The sequence below is a fragment of the Enterobacter sp. C4G1 genome (assembly GCF_052886895.1).
Genome location: NZ_JBQVVV010000001.1, coordinates 22,015 through 46,576 on the forward strand (window position 1 = coordinate 22,015; position 24,562 = coordinate 46,576).

Annotated in this window: 19 protein-coding genes; 4 read left to right on the forward strand and 15 right to left on the reverse strand. The window is 53.6% G+C overall.

Translation table 11 applies throughout. The annotated features are described in order from the left end of the window. Positions 1–12: 12 nt before the first annotated feature. The 6 genes from ftsB to cysG form a co-directional block, all read right to left on the reverse strand. Positions 13–324, reverse strand: a complete 312-nt coding sequence (ftsB, locus tag ACT9TW_RS00130) for a cell division protein FtsB (protein ID WP_182062246.1) — start codon at positions 322–324, stop codon at positions 13–15. A gap of 167 nt (positions 325–491) precedes the next feature. After that, a complete protein-coding gene (locus ACT9TW_RS00135) occupies positions 492–818 on the reverse strand; it encodes a DUF3561 family protein (RefSeq protein WP_182062247.1) in 327 nt (108 codons plus the stop codon). Between the two features lie 58 nt (positions 819–876). Then, the gene (gene cysC / locus ACT9TW_RS00140; RefSeq protein ID WP_182062248.1) at positions 877–1,482 is read right to left on the reverse strand and encodes an adenylyl-sulfate kinase; all 606 of its coding nucleotides are present in this window, start codon (positions 1,480–1,482) and stop codon (positions 877–879) included. Further along, positions 1,482–2,906, reverse strand: coding sequence for a sulfate adenylyltransferase subunit CysN (cysN, locus tag ACT9TW_RS00145; protein ID WP_182062249.1), 1,425 nt, complete (start codon positions 2,904–2,906; stop codon positions 1,482–1,484). The genes cysC and cysN overlap by 1 nt, the downstream gene beginning before the upstream one ends. 9 nt (positions 2,907–2,915) lie before the next feature. Continuing rightward, complete coding sequence (cysD, locus tag ACT9TW_RS00150; protein ID WP_008499613.1) at positions 2,916–3,824, reverse strand: sulfate adenylyltransferase subunit CysD; 909 nt, start codon at positions 3,822–3,824, stop codon at positions 2,916–2,918. 9 nt (positions 3,825–3,833) lie between these two features. Next, positions 3,834–5,183: a siroheme synthase CysG gene (gene cysG, locus ACT9TW_RS00155; RefSeq protein ID WP_446492661.1), complete on the reverse strand. Its 1,350-nt coding sequence runs from the start codon at positions 5,181–5,183 to the stop codon at positions 3,834–3,836. Positions 5,184–5,429: 246 nt separating this feature from the next. Here cysG and ACT9TW_RS00160 point away from each other — a divergent pair, with 246 nt between their 5' ends. Then, positions 5,430–6,473: an aminopeptidase gene (locus ACT9TW_RS00160; RefSeq protein ID WP_446491381.1), complete on the forward strand. Its 1,044-nt coding sequence runs from the start codon at positions 5,430–5,432 to the stop codon at positions 6,471–6,473. Between the two features lie 117 nt (positions 6,474–6,590). On the opposite strand, the gene cysH is transcribed toward ACT9TW_RS00160, so the two are convergent. The 3 genes from cysH to cysJ all read right to left on the reverse strand — a co-directional run bounded on the left by cysH (position 6,591) and on the right by cysJ (position 10,919). Beyond that, positions 6,591–7,325: a phosphoadenosine phosphosulfate reductase gene (cysH, locus tag ACT9TW_RS00165; RefSeq protein WP_182062251.1), complete on the reverse strand. Its 735-nt coding sequence runs from the start codon at positions 7,323–7,325 to the stop codon at positions 6,591–6,593. A gap of 76 nt (positions 7,326–7,401) precedes the next feature. Continuing rightward, the gene (gene cysI / locus ACT9TW_RS00170; RefSeq protein WP_182062252.1) at positions 7,402–9,114 is read right to left on the reverse strand and encodes an assimilatory sulfite reductase (NADPH) hemoprotein subunit; all 1,713 of its coding nucleotides are present in this window, start codon (positions 9,112–9,114) and stop codon (positions 7,402–7,404) included. After that, complete coding sequence (gene cysJ / locus ACT9TW_RS00175) at positions 9,114–10,919, reverse strand: NADPH-dependent assimilatory sulfite reductase flavoprotein subunit (RefSeq protein WP_446491382.1); 1,806 nt, start codon at positions 10,917–10,919, stop codon at positions 9,114–9,116. Before cysJ ends, cysI begins: the two co-directional genes overlap by 1 nt. A 304-nt stretch (positions 10,920–11,223) precedes the next feature. Between cysJ and queD the strand changes: the two genes are divergently transcribed. Next, positions 11,224–11,586, forward strand: a complete 363-nt coding sequence (queD, locus tag ACT9TW_RS00180; protein WP_014071558.1) for a 6-carboxytetrahydropterin synthase QueD — start codon at positions 11,224–11,226, stop codon at positions 11,584–11,586. Between the two features lie 89 nt (positions 11,587–11,675). On the opposite strand, the gene queE is transcribed toward queD, so the two are convergent. Further along, positions 11,676–12,347, reverse strand: coding sequence for a 7-carboxy-7-deazaguanine synthase QueE (gene queE, locus ACT9TW_RS00185; RefSeq protein ID WP_182062254.1), 672 nt, complete (start codon positions 12,345–12,347; stop codon positions 11,676–11,678). A 537-nt stretch (positions 12,348–12,884) separates the two neighbouring features. On the opposite strand from queE, the gene ACT9TW_RS00190 reads away from it, so the two are divergent. Further along, a complete protein-coding gene (locus tag ACT9TW_RS00190) occupies positions 12,885–13,994 on the forward strand; it encodes an SDR family oxidoreductase (protein WP_446491383.1) in 1,110 nt (369 codons plus the stop codon). 55 nt (positions 13,995–14,049) lie between these two features. Here the strand turns inward: ACT9TW_RS00190 and eno are convergent, their stop codons facing one another. From eno to rlmD, 5 genes are all read right to left on the reverse strand, one after another. Further along, complete coding sequence (eno, locus tag ACT9TW_RS00195) at positions 14,050–15,345, reverse strand: phosphopyruvate hydratase (protein ID WP_182062256.1); 1,296 nt, start codon at positions 15,343–15,345, stop codon at positions 14,050–14,052. 81 nt (positions 15,346–15,426) lie between these two features. Then, positions 15,427–17,064 (reverse strand): glutamine hydrolyzing CTP synthase, encoded by a 1,638-nt coding sequence (gene pyrG / locus ACT9TW_RS00200; RefSeq protein ID WP_182062257.1) that lies wholly within the window; start codon positions 17,062–17,064, stop codon positions 15,427–15,429. Between the two features lie 223 nt (positions 17,065–17,287). After that, positions 17,288–18,079 carry a nucleoside triphosphate pyrophosphohydrolase gene (gene mazG / locus ACT9TW_RS00205; protein WP_182062258.1) on the reverse strand — a complete coding sequence of 264 codons (792 nt, stop codon included), beginning with the start codon at positions 18,077–18,079 and terminating at the stop codon, positions 17,288–17,290. Between the two features lie 68 nt (positions 18,080–18,147). Then, entirely contained in the window at positions 18,148–20,379 is a 2,232-nt protein-coding gene (gene relA, locus ACT9TW_RS00210) for a GTP diphosphokinase (RefSeq protein WP_182062259.1), read from the reverse strand. 51 nt (positions 20,380–20,430) lie between these two features. Beyond that, on the reverse strand, positions 20,431–21,729 hold the full coding sequence (rlmD, locus tag ACT9TW_RS00215; RefSeq protein WP_446491384.1) for a 23S rRNA (uracil(1939)-C(5))-methyltransferase RlmD: 1,299 nt from the start codon (positions 21,727–21,729) through the stop codon (positions 20,431–20,433). A 57-nt stretch (positions 21,730–21,786) separates the two neighbouring features. Between rlmD and barA the strand changes: the two genes are divergently transcribed. Next, positions 21,787–24,546, forward strand: a complete 2,760-nt coding sequence (gene barA, locus ACT9TW_RS00220) for a two-component sensor histidine kinase BarA (RefSeq protein ID WP_446491385.1) — start codon at positions 21,787–21,789, stop codon at positions 24,544–24,546. Positions 24,547–24,562: the final 16 nt, after the last annotated feature.

The window sequence follows — 24,562 nt, forward strand, 5'->3', positions numbered from 1 at the left end:
TCCTGGGCCTGATTATCGATTGTTTTGTGCTGAGCCCTGATTGCGTTTAGACGCATCCGGTACCAGACGATAAAACGTTTCGCCCGGCTTAGTCATACTGAGTTCGTTGCGTGCGCGTTCCTCAATCGCCTCTTGCCCGCCATTGAGGTCATCAATTTCAGCAAAAAGTTGATCGTTTCGCGCCTTAAGTTTGGCGTTTGTTGCCTGCTGAGCCGAGACATCATCGCTCACCCGGCTATAGTCGTGTAGCCCGTTCTTACCGAACCACAGCGAATATTGCAGCCAGACCAGCAAAGCCAGCAACAGCAGCGTTAGTTTACCCATCCTGCCCCCTGAAAAACGGCATCATCATCCTATAACTTTCCCCGGGACTCTTCGCCGGGGTTACAGAGATGCCGCAACATCGCGGGCAAATGTACCACATTTTTTCCGCAGAATCGCCCTGCACAATATCGTCACACAGTTGGTTACGGTTTGAATTATGGCTGAAGTTAGCCCATGAGCCACAAAAATAACAGACCAAACATCAAGACCACCGTCACAATCGTGACGATAGCACTATATAGGAGTTTGCCATTGAGTAGCGAATGGAGCGCAATGCCAACCACGACCGCAACGGGCATCAGCGCAAGGAAGAAAGGCCAGGTATAGAGAAAGAAGAACAGCGTGTTACCGCCGTAGATAAGAAAAGGGATACCCAGCGCCAGCAACCACGAGACGAAGCCGACTATGGCCCCAGGAAATGACCAGGTCGTCTCGTCGTCGGTCGATAACGGCTCCGACCCGGTGGTGATAATGTAGTTTTCACTGTTGCGCATAGCTAATCCTGTGACCATGACTCATCGTTCGGGAAGACAGCTCCCGAACGATACCGTCTCAGGATCTGATAATATCGTCCCGTCTGAGCAGGTCTAATAATTGGCTCACTAAATTTGTTACCAATTGTTGACCTTCCAGGTGAATCTCTGGGGATTCAGGCGCTTCGTATACCGAGTCAATTCCAGTGAAGTTTCGCAGTTCACCCGCACGGGCTTTTTTGTAGAGTCCTTTTGGATCGCGTGCTTCGCAGATTTCCAGCGGGGTATCAACAAACACCTCGATAAAGCGATCGTGGCCCACACGCTCACGCACCATCTGGCGCTCGGCGCGATGAGGCGAGATAAACGCGGTCAGCACCACCAGCCCGGCATCGGCCATCAGGCTCGCCACTTCCCCGACCCGACGGATATTCTCTTTACGATCGTCATCGCTGAACCCCAGGTCGCTGCACAGGCCGTGACGCACGTTGTCACCGTCCAGCAGATAGGTGCTTACCCCCTGCTGATGTAACGCCTCTTCCAGCGCCCCCGCGACCGTGGATTTACCTGAGCCAGACAGCCCGGTAAACCACAGCACAACCCCACGATGACCGTGGAGTTGTTCACGCTGAGCAACCGTCACCGGATGAGGATGCCAGACGACGTTCTCATCATGCGCGGCCATTACTTGCCTCCCAGCAGATCGCGCGCGCCCCAGTGCGGGAAGTGCTTACGCACCAGTGCATTCAACTCCAGTTCAAATTCACTGAATTCAGAGGTTACAGCGGCCTTGTCATTTGGCTCACGCACCATCCCTGCACCCACGGTCACGTTAGAGAGTCGGTCGATAAAGATAAGCCCGCCAGTCACCGGGTTCTGCTGGTATTGATCCAGCACCAAAGGCTCGTCAAAGGTGAGATCCACCAGACCGATGCCGTTCAGCGGCAACTCTGCCACTTCACGCTGCGTCAGGTTGTTGATATCCACCTGATACTTAATGCCATCCACGCGCGCACGGGTTTTCTTGCCTGCAATTTTGATGTCGTAGCTTTGGCCGGCTTTCAGTGGCTGCTCAGCCATCCATACCACATCCACAGCAGCGCCCTGAACGGCCGCCAGCGTTTCATGGGCATCAACCAGCAGGTCACCGCGGCTGATGTCAATTTCGTCTTTCAACACCAGAGTGACCGCTTCGCCAGCGCCCGCTTCTGGCAGATCGCCATCGAAGGTCACGATACGCGCAATGGAAGACTCCACGCCCGAAGGCAGTGCTTTCACTCGTTGCCCAACCTGCACACTGCCTGACGCAATCGTGCCGGAAAAACCACGGAAATCCAGGTTCGGACGGTTAACGTATTGCACCGGGAAACGCATCGGCTGGGTGTCGACCACACGCTGAATTTGAACGGTTTCGAGCACTTCCAGCAGCGTCGGGCCACTGTACCACGGCATATTCGCGCTCTGGGAAGCCACGTTATCGCCTTCCAGCGCGGAGAGCGGCACAAAGCGAATGTCCAGATTGCCCGGCAGTTGTTCAGCAAAGGTCAGGTAACTCTGACGGATCTCATCGAATTTCTCTTCGCTGAAATTAACCAGATCCATTTTATTGATCGCCACCACCAGGTGTTTGATCCCCAGCAACGTGGAGATAAAGCTGTGACGACGGGTCTGATCCAGCACGCCTTTACGCGCGTCAATCAGCAGGATCGCCAGCTCACAGGTCGATGCACCGGTGGCCATATTACGGGTGTACTGTTCATGCCCCGGGGTGTCGGCGATGATAAATTTGCGTTTTTCGGTAGAGAAATAACGATAAGCGACATCAATGGTAATGCCTTGCTCACGCTCAGCCTGTAAGCCATCCACCAGCAATGCCAGATCCAGCTTTTCACCCTGGGTGCCGTGACGTTTGCTGTCGTTGTGCAGGGAAGAGAGTTGGTCTTCATAAATCTGGCGCGTGTCGTGCAGCAGACGGCCAATCAGAGTACTTTTCCCGTCATCGACGCTGCCGCAGGTCAGAAAGCGCAGCAGGCTTTTGTGCTGTTGCGCGTGCAGGTAGGCTTCAACGCCACCTTCATCAGCAATTTGTTGAGCAATAGTGGTATTCATGGCGGCTCCTTAGAAATAACCCTGACGTTTCTTCAGCTCCATGGAGCCTGCCTGGTCGCGGTCAATCACGCGGCCCTGTCGCTCGCTGGTAGTGGACACCAGCATCTCCTCGATGATCTCCGGCAGCGTCTGCGCGTTAGATTCCACTGCGCCGGTCAGCGGCCAGCAGCCGAGGGTACGGAAACGCACCATCTGTTTTTTGATCACTTCGCCAGGCTGCAAATCAATGCGATCGTCATCGATCATCATCAGCATCCCGTCACGCTCCAGCACCGGACGTTCAGCGGCCAGGTACAGCGGAACAATCTCGATATTTTCCAGATAGATGTACTGCCAGATATCCAGCTCGGTCCAGTTAGAGAGCGGGAAAACGCGAATGCTTTCGCCTTTGTTGATCTGGCCGTTGTAGTTATGCCACAGCTCCGGGCGCTGGTTTTTTGGGTCCCAGCGGTGGAAACGGTCGCGGAAGGAGTAGATACGCTCTTTCGCACGGGATTTTTCTTCGTCACGGCGCGCACCGCCGAAGGCAGCATCAAAACCGTATTTATTCAGCGCTTGCTTCAGCCCTTCGGTTTTCATGATATCGGTGTGTTTGGCACTGCCGTGGACGAACGGGTTAATGCCCATCGCCACCCCTTCCGGGTTTTTATGCACCAGCAGCTCGCAGCCGTAGGCTTTTGCAGTACGGTCGCGGAATTCGTACATCTCGCGGAATTTCCAGCCGGTATCCACGTGCAGCAGCGGGAATGGCAGTGTGCCCGGATAAAACGCTTTACGCGCCAGATGCAGCATCACGCTGGAATCTTTACCGATGGAGTACATCATCACCGGGTTAGAGAATTCGGCAGCTACCTCGCGGATAATATGAATACTCTCCGCTTCGAGTTGCCGCAGGTGAGTCAGTCGTTTTTGGTCCATAACCGTTCCTTAAGCCAAATTTATAACAGAAGAACCGAAGCCTTCTGTGTCGGTTGTGTGTTGAAACCAGGCGAGCGTGCTGTGCAGCTGCACCACTTCACCCACCACAATCAGGGCGGGCATAGGCGCGTCTTTCGCAAGGTGTACAAGGTCTTGTAGTGTGCCGGTGGCAACGTGTTGGTCGACGCGCGTCCCGCGAGAGATCACGGCCACTGGCGTTGTCGCATCGCGACCATGCTGAATAAGCTGTTCGCTGATTTCCGCCGCTTTCATCGTGCCCATATAGATGGCAAGCGTTTGTCGGCTCTCGGCCAGATGCGACCAGTCAAACGGTGTGCTGTCGGCCTTGTAGTGGCCGGTTACAAAGGTCACGCTCTGAGCGTAATCACGGTGGGTCAGCGGGATACCGGCGTAGGCTGTTACCGCAGAGGCCGCGGTAATACCTGGCACCACCTGGAACGGTATACCCGCCTCGGCAGCGGCCTGAAGCTCTTCCCCGCCACGGCCAAAGATGAACGGATCTCCCCCTTTCAGGCGCACCACGGTTTTGCCTTCTCTGGCTGCCGTAATCAGCATCTGATTGGTTTCGTGCTGTGGCACGGCGTGTTCACCGGCGCGTTTACCCACGCAAATTTGTTCGGCATCGCGGCGGATCAGTTCGCGCACGCCGTCGCTCACCAGGTGGTCGTAAAATACGACATCCGCATCCTGGAGAACCTGTAGGCCGCGCAGGGTTAACAGCCCGGCATCACCCGGCCCTGCGCCTACCAGAATGATTTCACCGCTTCCGCTGCCGGGGTTATCCAGTTCATCTTCCAGAATCTGCTGCGCTGCGGCTTCATTACCGGCGTGCATCAGGCGGGCAAAACGGCCACGGAAGACGCGCTCCCAAAAGCGACGACGCTCGGCCACGCTTGTCAGACGCGTTTTCAGATGGTTACGCCAGAAACTGGCTTTCTCGGCCATACGCCCGAGGCTTGTGGGCAGCAGTGCTTCTATTTTTTCCCGCAGCACCCGCGCCAGAACCGGGGCCGTGCCACCAGAGGAGATGGCCACCAGCAGCGGCGAACGGTCAACGATCGACGGGAAAATGAATGAACACAGTGATGGATCATCCACCACGTTTACCAGACGAAACCGGGACTGTGCCGCCAGAGAGACCCGACGGTTAAATTCACGATCGGGGGTTGCAGCGATCACCAGCACTACGCTGTCTATCTGCGATTCGTCGAACTGCGCGTCAGTAACGACCTGCACCTGTGCGCCAGCACGATGCAAGAAAGCAATTTTGCGATCGGCAATCTCACCCGTGCCAACCACCAGCACGGGCCTGTCTTTTAGGGCAGCAAATAAGGGCAGATAGTCCACAAGCACCAACTCACTAACAACCAGGAATAGTGGGACTATAGGGGGCGGTTTAGATCGAATGAAATTACGAATTGGAATGAGTAGTTACTCAATGGAATAACGCCGTGAAAAAGCAAATATCAAAAAGTGCTTAACACACGAAATTTCGGGCATTTAAGAGCAATTCAAATTGTGTATACCGGGTCACAGTTTCATACTAAGCCAGTTAAAATTTTGCTCTGTTTTTAAGGACTCACTATGTTTTCCGCAACGCGCCACCGTATTGCTGCCCTGGCGCTCGGCGTTTGCTTTATCCTTCCGGCCCAGGCAAAAAATCCACCGTACGGCGAAATTGCCAGTACCCAGGCGCGACATATTGCGACTGTCTTTCCTGGCCGTATAACCGGCACGCCAGCCGAGATGCTCTCCGCCGACTATATCCGCCAGCAGTTTGCCGGGATGGGCTACCAGAGCGATATTCGGGCCTTTCACAGCCGGTACATCTATACCTCGCGCAATAACAGCAAAAACTGGCATAACGTGACCGGCAGTACGGTCATTGCTGCACATGAAGGCAAGAGCGCCCAGCAAATCATTATTATGGCGCACCTGGATACCTTCGCCCCGATGAGCGATGCCGATACCGACAACAACCTCGGCGGTCTGACGCTTCAGGGAATAGACGATAACGCGGCGGGTCTGGGCGTGATGCTTGAACTGGCCGAACACCTGAAGAATATCCCGACAAAATACGGTATTCGCTTTATCGCGACCAGCGGTGAAGAAGAAGGAAAACTCGGTGCTGAGAATATCCTTAAGCGCATGAGCCCTGAAGAGAAGAAAAACACCTTGCTGGTGATTAATCTCGATAACCTTATCGTCGGCGACAAACTCTATTTTAATAGCGGGCAGAGTACGCCAGGAAGCGTGCGCAAATTAACCCGCGACCGGGCGCTGGCGATTGCCCGCAATCAGGGCGTCTACGCCACCAGTAATCCGGGCGGTAATCCTGCTTATCCACGTGGAACAGGCTGTTGTAACGACGGTGAAGTGTTCGATAAAGCCGGCATTCCGGTATTGTACGTGGAAGCGACAAACTGGGCGCTGGGCAAAAAAGATGGTTATCAGCAGAGAGCCAAATCTAAAGCCTTCCCGAACGGAACAAGCTGGCATGATGTGAGGCTTGATAATCAACAGCACATTGATAGCGCGCTGCCGCAGCGTATTGAACACCGTAGCCGCGATGTGGTGAAAGTGATGCTGCCGCTGGTGAAGGAGCTGGCGAAAGCGGGTAAAGCCTGATGGGTATTTTCCCCTCACCCCAGCCCTCTCCCCATAGGGGCGAGGGAGAAAAGACGGCTCCGGGCGATCCCCTCTCCCCTATGGGGAGAGAGTTAGGGTGAGGGGGAGTTAATGGGATTACCCTTCGTGCAATCCGCACTCGCGCTTGAGCCCAAAGAATCGCGTCTCTTCTTCCGCCATTCCCGGTTCCCATTTACGCGTGGTGTGGGTATCGCCTACAGACAGATACCCCTGGTCCCACAGCGGATGGTACTTCAGCCCGTGTTTTTGCAGATACTGATAAACCGTACGGTTGTCCCAGTCGATAATCGGCAGCACTTTGAACACACCGCGCTGAACCGCCAGCACCGGCAACGTGGCGCGGCTACCAGACTGCTCACGGCGTAAACCGGCAAACCAGGTCTGTGCATTCAGATCTTTCAGCGCACGGTTCATCGGCTCAACTTTGTTGATTTCATTGTATTTCTCAATGCCTTCAACGCCCTGCTCCCACAGTTTGCCGTAACGCGCCTCCTGCCAGGCCGCGCTTTCAGTCGCGCGGTAGACTTTCAGGTTCAGTTTGAGCTTGTCCGTCAGCTCATCGATAAACTGGTAGGTTTCCGGGAACAGATAGCCGGTATCGGTGAGGATCACCGGAATGTCCGGTCGGATCTGATTCACCAGATGCAGGCTGACCGCCGCCTGAATACCAAAGCTCGACGAGAGCACATAGTCACCCGGCAGATTTTCCAGCGCCCACGCCACACGCCCTTCGGCGTCCAGCTTTTCCAGTTGTGCGTTGGTTTCTGCAAGTGCAAGGATGCGCTCGACTTTTGGCAGGTCGTTAAGGGCGTTTAGATCGAGTACGGACATAAGAACCTCGTTTGCCTGTTTTGCCGGGCGGCACTACGTTTGCCCGGCCTACAAAACCTGTAATACCGTCGGGATGTTACTCCCAGAAATCCCGAGCGGGATCGAGCACCGGGCGAATGATGCCCGCACGCACCGTAAAGTCACCGAAGCCTTCACCCGCTTCGCGCTCTTTCGCCCAGCGCCCGACAAGCTCGTCAACGGAATCGAGAATTTCTGATTCCGTAATGTTCTCGCGATACATACGCGGAATACGCGTACCCATCCGGTTACCACCCAGATGCACGTTGTAGCGGCCCGGCGCTTTACCCACCAGACCCAGCTCAGCCAGCATCGCACGGCCACAGCCGTTCGGGCAGCCGGTTACACGCATCACAATATGCTCTTCAGGAATACCGTGTTTTTCCAGAATCGCTTCCACTTTGTCGGTGAACGACGGCAGGAAGCGTTCCGCTTCGGCCATTGCCAGCGGACAGGTCGGGAATGACACGCAGGCCATTGAGTTTTCACGCTGCGGTTTCACCGCATTCATCAACCCATGATCGCGCGCCAGTTTCTCGATCTTCGCTTTCTGGCTTTCCGGCACACCGGCAATGATCAGGTTCTGGTTGGCGGTAATACGGAACTCGCCTTTATGGATCTTAGCAATTTCCAGCAAACCAGTTTTCAGAGGGCGGCCTGGATAATCCAGAATACGGCCATTTTCGATAAACAGCGTCAGGTGCCATTTATTGTCGATGCCTTTTACCCAACCGATACGATCGCCGCGACCGGTGAATTCATAAGGACGGATCGGTTCAAATTTGATACCAGCGCGACGTTCCACTTCTTCTTTAAACGTCTCAACGCCCACGCGCTCCAGGGTGTATTTGGTCTTCGCGTTTTTACGGTCGGTACGGTTACCCCAGTCGCGCTGAGTCGTAACAACCGCTTCCGCCACGGCCAGCGTGTGCTCAAGCGGCAGGAAACCGAACTCACTCGCCGTGCGGGCATAGGTTTTCTTGTTGCCGTGTTCGATGGACAAACCGCCGCCCACCAGCAGGTTAAAGCCCACCAGCTTGCCGTTTTCCGCAATCGCCACGAAGTTCATGTCGTTGGCGTGCAGATCGATATCGTTCTGCGGCGGGATCACCACTGTGGTTTTGAACTTACGCGGCAGATAGGTCTGGCCGAGGATCGGTTCTTCATCCGTGGTGGCAACTTTTTCCTGATCGAGCCAGATCTCCGCATACGCGCGGGTACGTGGCAGCAAGTGCTCAGAAATCTTCTTCGCCCATTCGTACGCTTCGGCATGAAGCTCAGACTCAAACGGGTTCGAGGTGCAGAGCACGTTACGGTTCATGTCGTTGGCGGTCGCCAGCGCGTCCAGCCCGACCGAGTGCAGCATCTGGTGTACCGGCTTCACGTTCTTCTTCAGAATGCCGTGGAACTGGAAGGTCTGACGGTTCGTCAGACGGATGCTGCCGTAAATGGTGTTGTCATGGGCGAATTTGTCGATTGCCTGCCACTGTTTAGTGGTGATAACCCCACCCGGCAGGCGGCAGCGCAGCAGCATCGCGTGGCGCGGCTCCAGCTTTTGTTCTGCACGTTCGGCGCGGATATCGCGGTCATCCTGCTGATACATACCGTGGAAACGGATCAGCAGGAAGTTGTCGCCTTTAAAACCGCCAGTCAGACCGTCATTCAAATCTTCGGCAATGGTGCCGCGCAGATAGTTACTCTCAACTTTCATGCGCTCAGCATCAGTCAGTTTGCCTTCGACCACCAGTGGGCCAGGGTGTTTTTCGCTCATTAGTAGACATCTCGCTGATAACGGCGCTCTACGCGCAGCTCACTTAAATATTCGTCCGCCGTTTCGGCATCCATACCGCCGAATTCGGCAATCACTTCCAGCAAAGCCCGCTCAACGTCTTTCGCCATGCGATTGGCGTCGCCGCAGACATAAATGTGGGCACCGTCATTGATCCAGCGCCACAGCTCTGCGCCCTGTTCGCGCAGTTTGTCTTGTACGTATACTTTTTCTTTCTGGTCACGCGACCAGGCCAGATCGATGCGCGAAAGCACGCCTTCTTTAACATAGCGCTGCCATTCAACCTGGTAGAGGAAATCTTCCGTAAAGTGCGGGTTGCCGAAGAACAGCCAGTTTTTACCGGATGCATCATCTGCCGCACGCTGCTGCATAAAGGAACGGAACGGCGCGATACCGGTGCCTGGGCCAATCATAATGACCGGCGTTTGCGGGTTCGCTGGCAGACGGAAGTTGTCGTTGTGCTCGATAAAGACGCGAACCTCGCCCTCTTCTTCTACACGGTCGGCCAGGAAGCTGGATGCACCGCCCGCGCGAGCGCGACCTTCGATGTCATAACGCACCACCCCCACGGTCACGTGGACTTCGCTCTCTACTTCCGCCTGCGAAGAGGCGATAGAGTAAAGACGCGGCGTCAGCGGACGTAACAGGCCAACCAGGGCTTCTGCATCCAACTGCGCTGGCGCAAAACGCACCATATCAACAATCGGCGTGGTGGCCGCATAGTGCTGCAACTTCGCTTTATCACCCACTAAAGGCAGCAGGGATTCACTGCGCGTTAAGGTGGCGTAATTCTCAACGATGTTGGCCGTGTTCACGGTCAGCTCAAAATGCCATTGCAGCGCTTCAGCAAGTGTCTGTGTTTTGCCTTCAACGGTGACCGGCTCGTCGCCTTTCAGCCACAGCAGCTCTGCCAGCTCTTTCACTAATGCAGGGTCGTTCTGATACCAGACACCCAGCGCATCGCCCGGCTGATAACGTAAACCGGAATCGCCCAGATCGATTTCGATATGGCGAACATCTTTCTCTGAGTCGCGGCCAGTGATCTTCTGATTCACCGACAGGCTTGCCGTCAGCGGCGCCTCTTTGGTGTACGGGCTGGTGTGAATATCATTGACGGCACCAGTGGCGATGAATGCTGCCTGCGCGGATGTCTCTTTCGGGACACGCGCTTTCAGCACCTCGACCACGCGAGAACGCCATTCCGCCGCCGCGGTCTGGTATTCCACATCAGCATCGACACGGTCCAGCAGACGCTCAGCGCCAAGCTCAGCCAATTTGCTGTCGAAGTCTTTACCGGACTGGCAGAAGAATTCATAGGAGGTGTCGCCCAGGCCAAACACGGCAAAGGCAGTGTCATCCAGTTTTGGCGCTTTCTTCGAGAACAGGAATTTATGCAGCGCCACCGCCTCTTCAGCGGGTTCGCCCTCGCCCTGTGTTGAAGCCACAACCACCAGCAGTTTTTCTGACGCGATTTGTTTGAATTTATAATCCCCGGCATTCACCAGGTTCACGTTCAGTTTGGCGGCAAGCAGGTCATCACGCAGCGCTTCGGCCACGCGGCGGGCGTTGCCCGTCTGCGAGGCAGAGATAAGCGTAATAGCCGGGATCTCAACGGCAGCGGCAGGCGCGGCAACAACGGCCCCTGGCTGTTGGTTAAGCATTCCCCAGAAATAGCCGGACACCCAGGCAAGCTGAGTGGGTGAAAAATCAGTGGTGGCGGCCTGTAGGCGCGCCAGTTGCTCCGGGTTCAGGGGAAGCAAATTTGAAGGTGGGGCCTGTGTTGTCATGCGTCGTTATGTTCCAGTAGCAAAGCGGAATTTATGCAAAAAGACCAAACTAGAGATAAGGTTAACGGCGTGGATAATAACAATTAAAGAAGGGATGGAAATAATAAATAACCAAATGGACTAACCTGTTTTAGCTATCGTTCTTAACGATAAAACCGATTATCTAATCCATTGAAATATAAATATAAAAACCAGCTAAAACGCTGTATCCGCCATCAATGAAGGTAAAGGCCGTTTTAGTTAATGCTAAAAAATGTGCTTTCCGGTACTATGCGGCGGTTTTTTCCGCATTACTTGAGAGTTCATGATGTCCACCACACTGTTTAAAGATTTCGTCTTCGAAGCCGCACACCATCTTCCACACGTCCCTGCCGGGCATAAATGCGGCCGTTTACACGGGCACTCATTTATGGTGCGTCTTGAAATCACGGGTGAAGTCGATCCGCATACTGGTTGGATCATGGACTTTGCTGAGCTGAAAGCGGCGTTTAAGCCGACTTACGATCGCCTGGATCACTACTATCTGAATGATATCCCGGGTCTTGAAAACCCAACCAGCGAAGTGCTGGCAAAATGGATTTGGGATCAGATGAAACCGCTGGTGCCACTGCTGAGCGCGGTGATGATTAAAGAAACCTGCACGGCGGGATGCGTGTATCGCGGATAGTCACAGTAGTGTCGGGTGACGCTACGCTTACCCGACCTACAATACTGGACGTCTGAGGCCCGGTAAACGCTAGCGTCACCGGGCTTTTTTTAGGCGATATTCAGATACTTGTGTGTCTGCATCGACAGGCGCCAGTTGCGCGCAATACAGGTTTCAATGCACAGACGTGTGGCATCGTCTTTCTGGCTGATAGGCTGAAGAGCAATCACGCGCTGTTTTTCGTCAGACAACGTCGCCAGCAGTTCATCCAGCGCTTCGATATCACGTACGCGGCCAACCGGGTGTTTGATTTCGTCAGCACGCTCCAGCGCCTGCGACAATACATCGTAGCCACCGCGCATACTCACTTTCGGTGAAACCGTCACCCAGGTTGCATGAGAACAAAGCACTTCATGCGTTCCACTGGTTTCAATCTGACAGCTATAACCGTTCTTTTCGAGCAGCTCTGTCAGGGGCGTTAAATCGTGAATACAAGGCTCACCACCGGTGATCACCACATGGCGCGCCGTCCAGCCCTGACGACCGATAATCGCCAGCAGATCTTCTGAACTCCCCGCGCCCCACTTATCGCTCTCTTTGGTTTTAGCCAGAATGCTAAACAGCGACACTTCCCGATCTGCAAGTTTATCCCACGTATGTTTGGTATCACACCAGGCACAGCCAACCGGGCATCCCTGTAAACGAATAAAAATAGCGGGAACGCCGGTAAAGTAACCCTCGCCTTGCAGGGTCTGGAACATCTCGTTAATCGGGTACTGCATAGTCTTCTCAGTTAAAGGGGTAATCGTTAATTATCGCAGATCCCCGTCGAAGGATCATGCTCCATCGGTGCTTTGCCCGCTAATTACCGGGACATACCGCTCCAGCCCGGCTGTGGAGGGTCTGACAATCCCGCAGAAAGGCAGTGCAACACTTCCTCCATTATTATAACAATTATTTAGCAGGTTATTTCATCGCGGCCTGTTACGCTATTCGCTGTTTGTGTCCTTTGTTTTACTTTGGGAAATGACCATTCGTTTTAGCGTTTCGTCATGGTGTAACAAAGCATTTTTATTTTTACATTTAGAATTAACTAGAAAACATAAAAACAGAAAATTAATTCATTAAAAAACAATACATTAAATATTTTAAATTATTTAATTGAATCATTCATTACATACCGTTGTCGAATATCTCCTCCTGATTTCCTTACCTTAAAATAAGCTTAAGATACGGCCTTTAATGGCATTTCTTTATTTAAACGCCGTTTACTTTTCCCCGCCTACAATCCGCTCATCTATCAGCATGAGACAGTATCCATGAATACGTTATTCATTACGGGCGTGACCGGGTTTCTTGGCGGAGCAGTACTCGAAAAAATCCTTAATAGCGATCAGACAGTAAACTTGCTGCTTCTGGTACGTGCCGGCAACCCGCAAGAAGGGCTTGAGCGCGTAAAGGAGAATATGCGCAAATTCCATGTTCATGAGAACACGCTGGCCAGGCTGACAGCGGATGACATCCTCATCGGCGATCTCGCTAACACGCACGACTTCCTGAGCGATCCGCGACTGGATCAGGTTACTCATGTGGTCAACTGTGCGGCCGTCGCTTCCTTTGGTAATAACCCGCTTATCTGGAAAGTAAACGTTGAGGGTACGCTGGCACTCGCTACCCGAATGGAACAGGTGGCAGGTTTACAGCGTTTCCTGCACGTGGGGACAGCCATGTCATGCACGCCAGAACAGGATAGTCTGGTTGCAGAAAGCGCAGAGTTTAGAGAGAACGCCGAACATCTGGTGGAATACACCTACTCGAAATCCACCATTGAGCAGTTGATGCGCCAGCAATGCCCGCACTTACCATTGTTGATTGCCCGCCCGTCGATCGTGGTCGGCCACACACGTCACGGCTGCACGCCTTCGAGCAGTATTTTTTGGGTCTTCAGCATGGGGCTGATGCTGCAAAAATTCATGTGCTCTATGGAAGATAAAGTCGATGTTGTGCCTGTGGATTACTGTGCTGATGCGCTGCTGATGCTGCTCAACAGTTCTGCCCGTCAGGGTGAAGTTGTCCATATTTCGGCCGGAGAAGAGAACAGCGTTCGCTTTGCTGATATTGATATGGCGATGGCGGAAGCGCTGGAAAAAGCGCCGGTCGGCGACAAATACGCCCAGGTGAGTTATGAAACTCTGGTGAAAATGCGCCGGGAACTGAAGCACATTTTTGGCCCCTGCAATGAGCGCCTGATGCTTAAGGCTATGCGTTTGTACGGTGCGTTTGCCACGCTTAACGTGCGCTTCAGCAACGACAAACTGTTGAGTATGGGGATGCCAAAACCGCCCCGCTTTACGGATTATATCGCCCGCTGTGTGCAGACCACTCAGGGGCTGACAATCCCCGAACAGATGGCAGTCGATTTCAAATAGCCAAAAAAAATGCCAGTCATTTGACTGGCATTTTCATCTTAAGATTTAAAGGCTATTACTGGCCTTTGATCTCTTTAAGACCGTTGTATGGTGCTTTTTCGCCCAGAGCTTCTTCGATACGAATCAGCTGGTTGTATTTAGCAACACGGTCAGAACGGCTCATAGAACCGGTTTTGATCTGGCCTGCTGCGGTACCAACAGCCAGGTCAGCGATGGTAGCGTCTTCAGTTTCGCCAGAACGGTGAGAGATAACAGCGGTGTAGCCAGCGTCTTTCGCCATTTTGATCGCAGCCAGAGTTTCGGTCAGAGAACCGATCTGGTTGAATTTGATCAGGATGGAGTTAACGATGCCTTTCTCGATGCCTTCTTTCAGGATCTTGGTGTTAGTTACGAACAGATCATCACCAACCAGCTGGATTTTGTCGCCCAGTACTTTGGTCTGGTATGCGAAACCAGCCCAGTCAGATTCGTCCAGACCGTCTTCGATAGAAACGATTGGGTACTGTTTGGTCAGGTCTTCCAGGAAGTGAGTGAATTCTTCAGAGGTGAACGCTTTGTTGCCTTCGCCAGCCAGAACGTATTTACCGTCTTTGTAGAATTCAGATGCTGCACAGTCCATCGCCAGGGTGATGTCTTTGCCCAGTTCGTAGCCAGCAGCTTTCACTGCTTCTGCGATAACTGCCAGAGCTTCTGCGTTAGAACCCAGGTTTGGCGCATAGCCACCTTCGTCACCAACAGCAGTGTTCATACCTTTAGCTTTCAGAACTTTAGCCAGGTTGTGGAACACTTCAGAACCCATGCGTACCGCTTCTTTCAGGGATTTCGCGCCAACTGGCTGAATCATGAATTCCTGAATATCAACGTTGTTATCCGCGTGCTCACCACCGTTGATGATGTTCATCATTGGTACTGGCATGGAGTATTTGCCTGGGGTGCCGTTCAGTTCAGCGATGTGCTCGAACAGTGGCTGGCCTTTTGCAGCTGCTGCTGCTTTGGCGTTTGCCAGGGAAACAGCCAGGATTGCGTTCGCACCGAAGTTAGATTTGTTTTCAGTACCGTCCAGATCGATCATGATCTTGTCGATGCCAGCCTGGTCTTTGGCGTCTTTGCCAAGGATTGCCTGAGCGATAGGACCGTTTACAGCGCCAACAGCTTTCAGTACGCCTTTGCCCATGAAACGGGATTTGTCGCCATCGCGCAGTTCCAGCGCTTCGCGGGAACCAGTAGAAGCACCTGATGGAGCAGCTGCCATACCGACGAAACCACCTTCCAGGTGAACTTCGGCTTCAACGGTCGGGTTACCACGGGAGTCGATGATTTCACGACCGATGACTTTAACGATTTTGGACATTAGATTTTCCTCAGTACAAGTTAAACTAAAACTCCAGACAAACAACGCGTACCAATGGTACGCGTTGCCGTTCTAACTTTTTTACTTCGCCTGACGCTTCTGGTAATCGCTGGCGGCTTTCACAAAGCCTGCAAACAGCGGATGTCCGTCACGCGGCGTTGAAGTAAATTCCGGGTGGAATTGGCAGGCAACAAACCAAGGATGGTTTGGCACTTCAATGATCTCGACTAACTGATCATCCCCGGAACGGCCCGCAATACGCAGACCCGCAGCTTCAATTGGTTTCAACAACATGTTGTTGACTTCATAACGGTGACGATGACGTTCGGTGATGGTTGACTCACCATACAGCTTGCGAACAACGCTATCGTCGGACAGCTGGCAGGCCTGTGCGCCAAGACGCATAGTGCCACCCAGATCGCTCTTCTCGGTACGGACTTCGACGTTGCCGTCTTCGTCGCGCCATTCAGTGATAAGCGCCACTACAGGGTACTTACAGTCTGGCACAAATTCCGTAGAGTTCGCGTTTTCCATTCCCGCTACGTTGCGCGCAAATTCGATCAGCGCAACCTGCATACCCAGACAGATGCCGAGGTATGGAATATTGTTTTCACGCGCATAGCGTGCGGTGGCGATCTTGCCTTCTACACCACGGTAGCCGAAGCCGCCAGGGATAAGGATAGCATCCAGATCTTTCAGAATTTCAACGCCGCGAGTTTCAACATCCTGCGAATCAATCAGCTTGATGTTAACGGAGACGCGGTTCTTCAGACCACCGTGTTTCAGCGCTTCGATAACTGACTTATAGGCATCTGGCAGTTCAATGTACTTACCAACCATACCGATAGTCACTTCGCCTGCCGGGTTAGCTTCTTCGTAAATAACCTGTTCCCATTCGGACAGATTTGCTTCCGGGCAGCTCAAGCTGAATCGTTTACAAATATAATCGTCCAGGCCCTGTGATTTCAACAGGCCCGGGATTTTATATATGGAATCGACATCTTTCATTGAAATAACGGCTTTTTCTGGCACGTTACAGAACAATGCAATTTTGGCACGTTCGTTGGCCGGAATAGCGCGATCGGAGCGGCAAACCAGGATATCAGGCTGAATACCGATAGAGAGCAACTCTTTAACGGAATGCTGAGTCGGCTTGGTTTTCACTTCACCTGCGGCAGCCATGTAAGGCACCAGCGTCAGGTGCATGAACAGTGCATGCTCACGACCAATGTCTACCGCCAGCTGACGAATCGCTTCAAGGAACGGCAGGGATTCGATATCACCCACAGTACCGCCGATTTCAACCAGCACAACGTCATGGCCTTCGCCACCAGCAAGAACACGTTCTTTGATTGCGTTAGTGATGTGCGGGATAACCTGCACGGTTGCGCCCAGGTAGTCACCGCGGCGCTCTTTACGCAGAACGTCAGAGTAGATACGGCCAGTCGTAAAGTTGTTACGACGGGTCATTTTGGTACGAATGAAACGCTCGTAGTGGCCAAGATCCAGATCGGTTTCAGCGCCGTCTTCAGTAACGAACACTTCCCCGTGTTGGGTTGGGCTCATGGTGCCCGGATCGACGTTGATATACGGATCCAGTTTCATCATGGTCACATTGAGGCCACGGGCTTCAAGAATGGCTGCGAGGGAGGCTGCGGCAATGCCTTTACCCAGAGAGGATACGACCCCGCCGGTCACAAAAATATAGTTCGTTGTCATGCTGAACCTGAGAAGTTAGGGTGAAACGATGGAATAACCAGGACGGGAAAGTAGTATACCCGAACACCGCGAGCGCCACAAACTTTCATTCTCCGTCTCCTTTCCAGGCTATGACAAACATAAGGAGTGAGAAAATAGCCCGTTTTGGGTAAATGTTTTTGACGCAAATCAAGCGCTTGTCATTTAAAAAATCACACAAATTGCGCTTGATCGCAAAAATCCGTTAGAGATCAGATTCCTGGCGTTTTACTTCCTGCCAGACTTCTTCCATCACATCGAGGTCTACACCGGTCATTTCCAGGCCGCGTGAGGCCACAATCCGCTCCACTTCGCGGAAACGACGCTCGAACTTAATGTTGGCTTTTTGCAGTGCAGTTTCCGCTTTTACACCCAAATGGCGCGAAAGATTGACAGTCGCAAACAGCAGATCGCCCATTTCCTCTTCCAGCTTTGCTTCATCCACGACTGCCTGTTGCGCTTCGTGCATCACTTCGTCGATCTCTTCATGCACTTTGTCCAGCACCGGGCCAAGCGATGTCCAGTCAAATCCCACCGCAGAGCAGCGTTTCTGGATTTTGTGCGCACGCATGAGTGCAGGCAGGCTCAGCGGGATGTCATCCAGCGCTGAATGCTGGGATTTTTCAGCGCGCTCAGCGCTTTTTATCTGCTCCCAGCGAGCCAACACTTCCGCGCTGTTTTCGGCGGTAGCATCGCCGAAAATATGCGGATGACGGCGCTCCAGTTTGTCGCTGATGGCAGCACAGATGTCGTCAAAATTAAAACGCCCTTCTTCCTGTGCCATCTGGGCGTAAAACACTACCTGGAACAGCAGGTCGCCCAGCTCACCGCGCAGATCGTCGAAATCTTCACGGGAGATGGCATCCAGCACTTCGTAGGTTTCTTCGAGGGTATATGGCGCGATGGTGGCAAAAGTCTGCTCTTTGTCCCACGGGCAGCCGTTTTCCGGGTCGCGCAGGCGTTTCATGATGCCGAGCAGGCGGTCGATTTGGGTCATAATATGTTCCATTAAAAAACAAGCCGGGTGGCGGTGAAACCTTACCCGGCTTACAAAAGAAAGTGCGGTTAACCGCCGTGCAGACGACGTGCGTCAATCACGTCCGGTACCTGATTCAGTTTGCCCAGCACGCGGCCCAGCACCTGGAGGTTGTAGATTTCGATAGTCATATCGATGGTGGCGAGCTGCTCGCGGGTATCACTGCGGCTGGCGACGCCAAGCACGTTGACCTTTTCGTTGGCAAGAATGGTCGTGATATCACGCAGTAAACCGCTGCGGTCATTCGCGGTGACGCGCACCACCAGCGAATAGCCAGCAGAGTAACTCTCGCCCCACACAGCATCGACAATACGCTCCGGTGCATGGGATTGCAGTTCGGCGAGCTGGTCGCAATCCGAGCGGTGAATAGAGATCCCGCGCCCCTGAGTGATAAAACCGACAATATCATCACCCGGAATGGGCTGGCAGCAGCGGGCGATGTGGTGCATCAGATTACCGACGCCCTCTACCACCACGCGGCCGTTATCTTTGCTGCGCTGCTGTGGAGCATAGCTTTTCTGCTGAAGCTGTTTCAGCGCGGCGGCGTCCTGCTCTTCCGCACTTGGCTTGTTGAACTGAGCTTGCAGGAAATTCACCATCTGATTCAGACGGATATCGCCCCCGCCGATGGCGGCTAACAGCTCATCCAGCTCATTAAAGTTGTAGCGCGGCAGCAGGTGCTTCTCTGCCTCTTTCAGGCTGATGCCGACATGCTCAAGCTCATCATCAAGGATCTGACGGCCGGCAAGGATGTTCTTATCGCGATCCTGTTTGCGGAACCAGGCATGAATTTTGGAGCGCCCGCGGCTGGTGGTCACGTAGCCCAGGTTTGGATTCAGCCAGTCGCGGCTTGGGTTCGGCTGCTTCTGGGTGATAATTTCAATCTGATCGCCCATCTGTAACTGGTAGGTGAACGGCACGATACGCCCACCAATTTTTGCGCCGATGCAGCGGTGCCCAACATCGCTGTGGATGTGGTAAGCAAAGTCGAGCGGCGTAGACCCCGCTGGCAGGTCAACGACATCGCCTTTCGGGGTAAAGACATAAACCCTGTCATCAAAGACCTGACTGCGAACTTCATCGAGCATCTCGCCGGAATCCGCCATCTCTTCCTGCCACGCAATCAGTTTGCGCAGCCATGCAATGCGGTCTTCATGGCCAGAACGCGCACCGCCGGTTGTGCCTTCTTTGTATTTCCAGTGCGCAGCAACGCCCAGCTCGGCATCTTCATGCATCTGTTTAGTTCGGATCTGGATTTCAACCGTTTTGCCGCCAGGGCCAAGTACCACGGTATGAATAGACTGGTAGCCATTCGGTTTTGGGTTCGCGACATAGTCATCAAACTCATCCGGCAGATGGCGGAAGTGCGTGTGCACTATCCCCAGCGCGGCATAGCAGTCCTGCAAGCGATCGGCAACGATACGCACCGCGCGCACGTCAAACAACTCGTCAAAGGCGAGGTGCTTCTTCTGCATTTTGCGCCAGATGCTGTAGATATGTTTTGGTCGACCGTACACTTCGGCACGCACGTTCTCTTCTTTCATCGACTGACGCAACCCGCCGACAAACTCATCGATATAGTGTTCGCGGTCAATGCGACGTTCATGCAGAAGCTTGGCAATACGCTTATATTCCGCCGGGTGCAGGTAGCGGAAGCAGTAATCTTCCAGCTCCCATTTCAGCTGCCCGATACCCAGACGGTTCGCCAGCGGTGCATAGATATTTGTACACTCTTTAGCCGCCAGCACGCGTTCATCTTCCGGCGCATCCTTCACTTCGCGCAGGTGAGCAATACGCTCGGCAAGTTTGATGACCACGCAGCGGAAGTCATCCACCATGGCCAGCAGCATCCGACGGACGTTATCGACTTGTTCAGAGGAGACTGAATCAGTATGGGCGGCTTTCAACTGGCGGATAGCTGCCATATCACGTACACCATGGATCAACGCCACAACGGGTTTGCCGACGCTCTCCACCAGCACATCCTCAGAAACTACGTCTGCGTCTGCGAGTGGGAACAGGAGCGCCGCCTGTAGCGTTTCGATATCCATGTTGAGCATGGAGAGGATTTCGACCATCTCAATACCGCGCCACAACAGCAATTCAGCATTAGGATGCCCTTGCGTGGTGCGCAGACAATAAGCCCAGGTTCCGGTTAAGCGTTCACACGATTGCTGGCTGGAAATCCCCAGACTTGCTATCCATTTTTGTGGGTCAAACTCACCAGCTTTATTGAGATGTGCACTTCTTACCGCAACCATTGTCCTCTCCTTTAGGGACCAGGGCCTGTCGAAGTCGACAAGCCAAACTCATTATATGTGCTCGAACAACACCATTGATTCCAGATGCCCAGTGTGCGGGAACATGTCCAGCATTGCCAGACGCTGAATTTGGTAACCCGCCTGGGTTAATGTCTCGCTATCTCTGGCAAGCGTGGCCGGGTTACAGGAAACATAGACCACGCGCTTTGGTGCGAGTTTAATAATATGCTGCATCACGCCCGGTGCGCCAGCGCGCGCCGGGTCGAGTAAAATCTTGTCAAAACCCTGCTTAGCCCACGGCTGCCGGGTGACATCTTCCTCCAGATTTTGATGAAAGAATGTCACATTTTGCAACCCATTAAGCTGAGCGTTCTCCTGCCCTTTTGCCACCAGCGCCTCGACGCCTTCAACGCCCACAACGCTTGATGCTTTCTGAGCCAGCGGCAGCGTGAAATTGCCCATACCGCAGAACAGATCGAGCACCCGGTCAGTTGGCTGAACATCCAGCCACGCCAGCGCTTTTTCTATCATTTGCTGATTCACGCCGTCGTTTACCTGAATGAAATCACGCGGACTGAACGTTAAGCGTAGCCCGTTTGACGCATACCAGGGAGCCTCTCCTGTAACCTGCTCAAGTATCTCGCTTTGTGGCGCAAGGAAAAGCGCAAGCTCGTGAGAATGCGAAAAGCGTTCCAGTTTTTCACGGTCTTTTTTCGACAGTGGTGCAGTATGGCGCAGCACCATGAGCGGCCCATTGTTTGCCAGCACCAGTTCAACGTGTCCCAGATGGCGAATGCCGTCCAATTCAGACAGGCAGGAACGCACTTCCGGGAGCAATGCCTCAAGTTGGGGCACCAAAATGGGGCACTGTCGGATATTCACAATATCGCTGGAGCCCGCTTTGCGAAAACCCATATCCAGCTGTTCCGTTTTGGGCTGATAGCTGAGACTCAGGCGGGCGCGGCGGCGGTAACCCCAGGGTTGATCTGCAATAATGTCATTAACGTCATGCCTGATAAGACGCGCCAGTGCGTGACTTTTACTTTTTTGCTGAAGGTCGATACTGGCGTGCTGCTGTTGGCAACCACCGCATATGCCAAAGTGAGGGCAACGTGGTACAACACGTTCAGGGCTCTCATTCAGGCGACGTTTGACCTGGCCACGGGCATACTGGCGCTTATCTTCCGTCAGGGTTATTTCTGCTCGTTCATCAGGCAGCAAACCTGTTATAAACAAGGTTTTACCATTGTAACGAGCGACTCCCTGACCAAAGGAATCGAGGTCTGTGGCTTCAACAGTTATGATCTGACGCGTCGTCACGCGTCGCTTTGCAGAGTAGAATTGCGCCATCGCCGAGATTTTTCTCAAATAAACATAATTAGCTTAATTGTCCCATAACGGAACTCCATGACCAACTACAGCCTGCGTGCGCGCATGATGATTTTGATCCTCGCCCCCACCGTTCTTATCGGTTTGCTGCTGAGTATCTTCTTTGTGGTGCACCGCTATAACGATTTGCAGAGACAACTGGAAGATGCCGGTGCCAGCATTATCGAGCCGCTGGCGGTGTCCAGTGAATACGGCATGAACCTGCAAAACCGTGAGTCCATTGGTCAGCTCATCAGCGTGCTCCACCGGCGTCATTCCGAGATTGTGCGCGCGATATCGGTCTACGATGAACATAACCGTTTGTTCGTCACCTCTAACTTTCACCTCGATCCGGCCGAGCTGAAAATCCCGGACGGCTCACCGTTCCCACGCCATCTCAGCGTGCTGCGCCGCGGCGATATCATGATCCTGCGCACGCCTATCATTTCTGAAAGTTATTCGCCTGATGAATCCGCCACGTCGGATGCCAAATCCAGCAGCAATATGCTGGGATATGTGGCGCTGGAGCTGGATCTCAAGTCGGTGCGTCTGCAGCAGTACAAAGAAATCTTCATTTCTGGCGTGATGATGCTGTTCTGTATCGGGATTGCGCTGATATTTGGCTGGCGCCTGATGCGCGACGTCACCGGGCCTATCCGCAATATGGTGAATACCGTCGATCGCATTCGTCGCGGGCAGCTCGACAGCCGTGTGGAAGGTTTTATGCTGGGCGAGTTAGATATGCTGAAAAACGGCATCAACTCGATGGCGATGTCGCTGGCAGCCTATCACGAAGAGATGCAGCATAACGTTGACCAGGCGACCTCCGACCTGCGCGAAACGCTGGAACAGATGGAAATTCAGAACGTCGAGTTGGATCTGGCGAAAAAACGCGCTCAGGAAGCGGCGCGTATCAAGTCTGAGTTCCTGGCGAACATGTCGCACGAGCTGCGTACGCCGCTGAATGGTGTTATCGGCTTCACCCGCCTGACGCTGAAAAGCGAGCTGAACCCGACCCAACGCGATCACCTGCACACCATTGAGCGCTCTGCCAACAACCTGCTGGCGATCATTAACGACGTGCTGGACTTCTCCAAGCTGGAAGCAGGCAAACTGATTCTGGAGAGCATTCCTTTCCCGCTGCGCAGCACACTGGACGAAGTGGTAACGCTTCTTGCCCACTCCTCGCACGATAAGGGTCTTGAGTTAACGCTCAACATTAAGAATGACGTACCGGATAACGTGATTGGCGATCCCCTGCGCTTGCAGCAGGTGATCACGAACCTGGTGGGTAACGCCATTAAATTCACCGAAAGCGGTAACATCGATATTCTGGTGGAAAAACGCGCAATCAGTAACAATAAGGTGCAAGTTGAAGTTCAGATCCGCGATACGGGCATTGGTATCCCTGAGCGTGACCAGTCGCGCCTGTTCCAGGCCTTCCGCCAGGCGGATGCCAGTATTTCCCGCCGTCATGGCGGCACAGGGCTTGGGCTGGTTATCACGCAAAAACTGGTGAAAGAGATGGGCGGGGATATCTCCTTCCATAGCCAGCCAAACCGCGGTTCAACCTTCTGGTTCCATATTAGTCTCGACCTCAATCCAAACGTCCTCACCGATGGCCCAGTCACAGACTGCCTGAAAGGGATGCGTCTGGCCTATGTTGAGCCTAACGCCGCAGCGGCCCAGAGCACGCTGGACGTTTTAAGCTCTACGCCGCTGGAGATAATCTACAGCCCGACCTTCTCCGCCCTGGCGGTGGAGCATTACGATATCCTGCTGATGGGTATTCCGGTCACCTTCACCGGCGAGCTGACCATGCAGCAGGAGCGCCTGGCGAAAGCCGCGTCGATGACCGATTACCTGCTGCTGGCGCTTCCGTGCCATGCCCAGATTAATGCCGAAGAGCTGAAAAACGACGGCGCGGCCGCCTGCCTGCTTAAACCGCTCACCGCCACGCGACTCCTGCCGGCGTTGACGGAATACTGCCGCCTGAGCCAGCACGCTCTGCCGCTGGTTAATGATGAACAGAAGCTGCCGATGAGCGTCATGGCGGTGGACGATAACCCAGCGAACCTGAAGCTCATCGGTGTATTGCTGGGGGATCAGGTTCAGCATGTTGAACTCTGTACCAGTGGCGCTCAGGCGGTCGAGCAGGCCAAACAAATGCAGTTCGATCTGATCCTGATGGATATTCAGATGCCGGACATGGACGGCATTCGCGCCTGTGAATTGATTCGCCAGCTTCCGCACCAGCAGCAGACCCCGGTGATTGCCGTCACAGCGCACGCGATGGCAGGCCAGAAAGAAAAATTACTGAGCGCCGGAATGAATGATTATCTGGCAAAACCTATCGATGAAGAGAAGCTGCACAACCTGCTGCTGCGCTATAAACCGGGTCGTATCGGCGGAACTTACTCGCCATCCACAGAAACCATTGAGAGCACAATCAACCAGAACGCCACGTTCGACTGGCAGCTGGCGCTACGCCAGGCGGCGGGCAAACCTGATTTGGCGCGCGAAATGCTGCAAATGCTGGTGGCGTTTTTGCCGGAAATCCGCAACAAAATCGAAGAACAACTGGTGGGTGAACATCCCGAAGAACTGCTGGAAGCTATCCACAAACTCCACGGCAGCTGTGGTTACAGTGGCGTACCGCGGCTGAAAAACCTGTGTCAGCTGGTGGAACAACAGCTGCGCGCCGGAACACCGGAATCAGAGCTTGAACCTGAGTTCCTGGAACTGCTGGATGAGATGGATAACGTGACGCGGGAAGCAAGGAAGATGCTGGGGAACTAACGTAAAAGCCCGGTGG

Bases quoted from the DNA above. Each gene is read 5' to 3' on its own strand.
- ftsB (WP_182062246.1), bottom strand. From the start codon at position 324: ATGGGTAAACTAACGCTGCTGTTGCTGGCTTTGCTGGTCTGGCTGCAA.
- ACT9TW_RS00135 (WP_182062247.1), bottom strand. From the start codon at position 818: ATGCGCAACAGTGAAAACTACATTATCACCACCGGGTCGGAGCCGTTA.
- cysC (WP_182062248.1), bottom strand. From the start codon at position 1,482: ATGGCCGCGCATGATGAGAACGTCGTCTGGCATCCTCATCCGGTGACG.
- cysN (WP_182062249.1), bottom strand. From the start codon at position 2,906: ATGAATACCACTATTGCTCAACAAATTGCTGATGAAGGTGGCGTTGAA.
- cysD (WP_008499613.1), bottom strand. From the start codon at position 3,824: ATGGACCAAAAACGACTGACTCACCTGCGGCAACTCGAAGCGGAGAGT.
- ACT9TW_RS00160 (WP_446491381.1), top strand. From the start codon at position 5,430: ATGTTTTCCGCAACGCGCCACCGTATTGCTGCCCTGGCGCTCGGCGTT.
- cysH (WP_182062251.1), bottom strand. From the start codon at position 7,325: ATGTCCGTACTCGATCTAAACGCCCTTAACGACCTGCCAAAAGTCGAG.
- cysI (WP_182062252.1), bottom strand. From the start codon at position 9,114: ATGAGCGAAAAACACCCTGGCCCACTGGTGGTCGAAGGCAAACTGACT.
- cysJ (WP_446491382.1), bottom strand. From the start codon at position 10,919: ATGACAACACAGGCCCCACCTTCAAATTTGCTTCCCCTGAACCCGGAG.
- queD (WP_014071558.1), top strand. From the start codon at position 11,224: ATGATGTCCACCACACTGTTTAAAGATTTCGTCTTCGAAGCCGCACAC.
- queE (WP_182062254.1), bottom strand. From the start codon at position 12,347: ATGCAGTACCCGATTAACGAGATGTTCCAGACCCTGCAAGGCGAGGGT.
- ACT9TW_RS00190 (WP_446491383.1), top strand. From the start codon at position 12,885: ATGAATACGTTATTCATTACGGGCGTGACCGGGTTTCTTGGCGGAGCA.
- eno (WP_182062256.1), bottom strand. From the start codon at position 15,345: ATGTCCAAAATCGTTAAAGTCATCGGTCGTGAAATCATCGACTCCCGT.
- pyrG (WP_182062257.1), bottom strand. From the start codon at position 17,064: ATGACAACGAACTATATTTTTGTGACCGGCGGGGTCGTATCCTCTCTG.
- mazG (WP_182062258.1), bottom strand. From the start codon at position 18,079: ATGACCCAAATCGACCGCCTGCTCGGCATCATGAAACGCCTGCGCGAC.
- relA (WP_182062259.1), bottom strand. From the start codon at position 20,379: ATGGTTGCGGTAAGAAGTGCACATCTCAATAAAGCTGGTGAGTTTGAC.
- rlmD (WP_446491384.1), bottom strand. From the start codon at position 21,729: ATGGCGCAATTCTACTCTGCAAAGCGACGCGTGACGACGCGTCAGATC.
- barA (WP_446491385.1), top strand. From the start codon at position 21,787: ATGACCAACTACAGCCTGCGTGCGCGCATGATGATTTTGATCCTCGCC.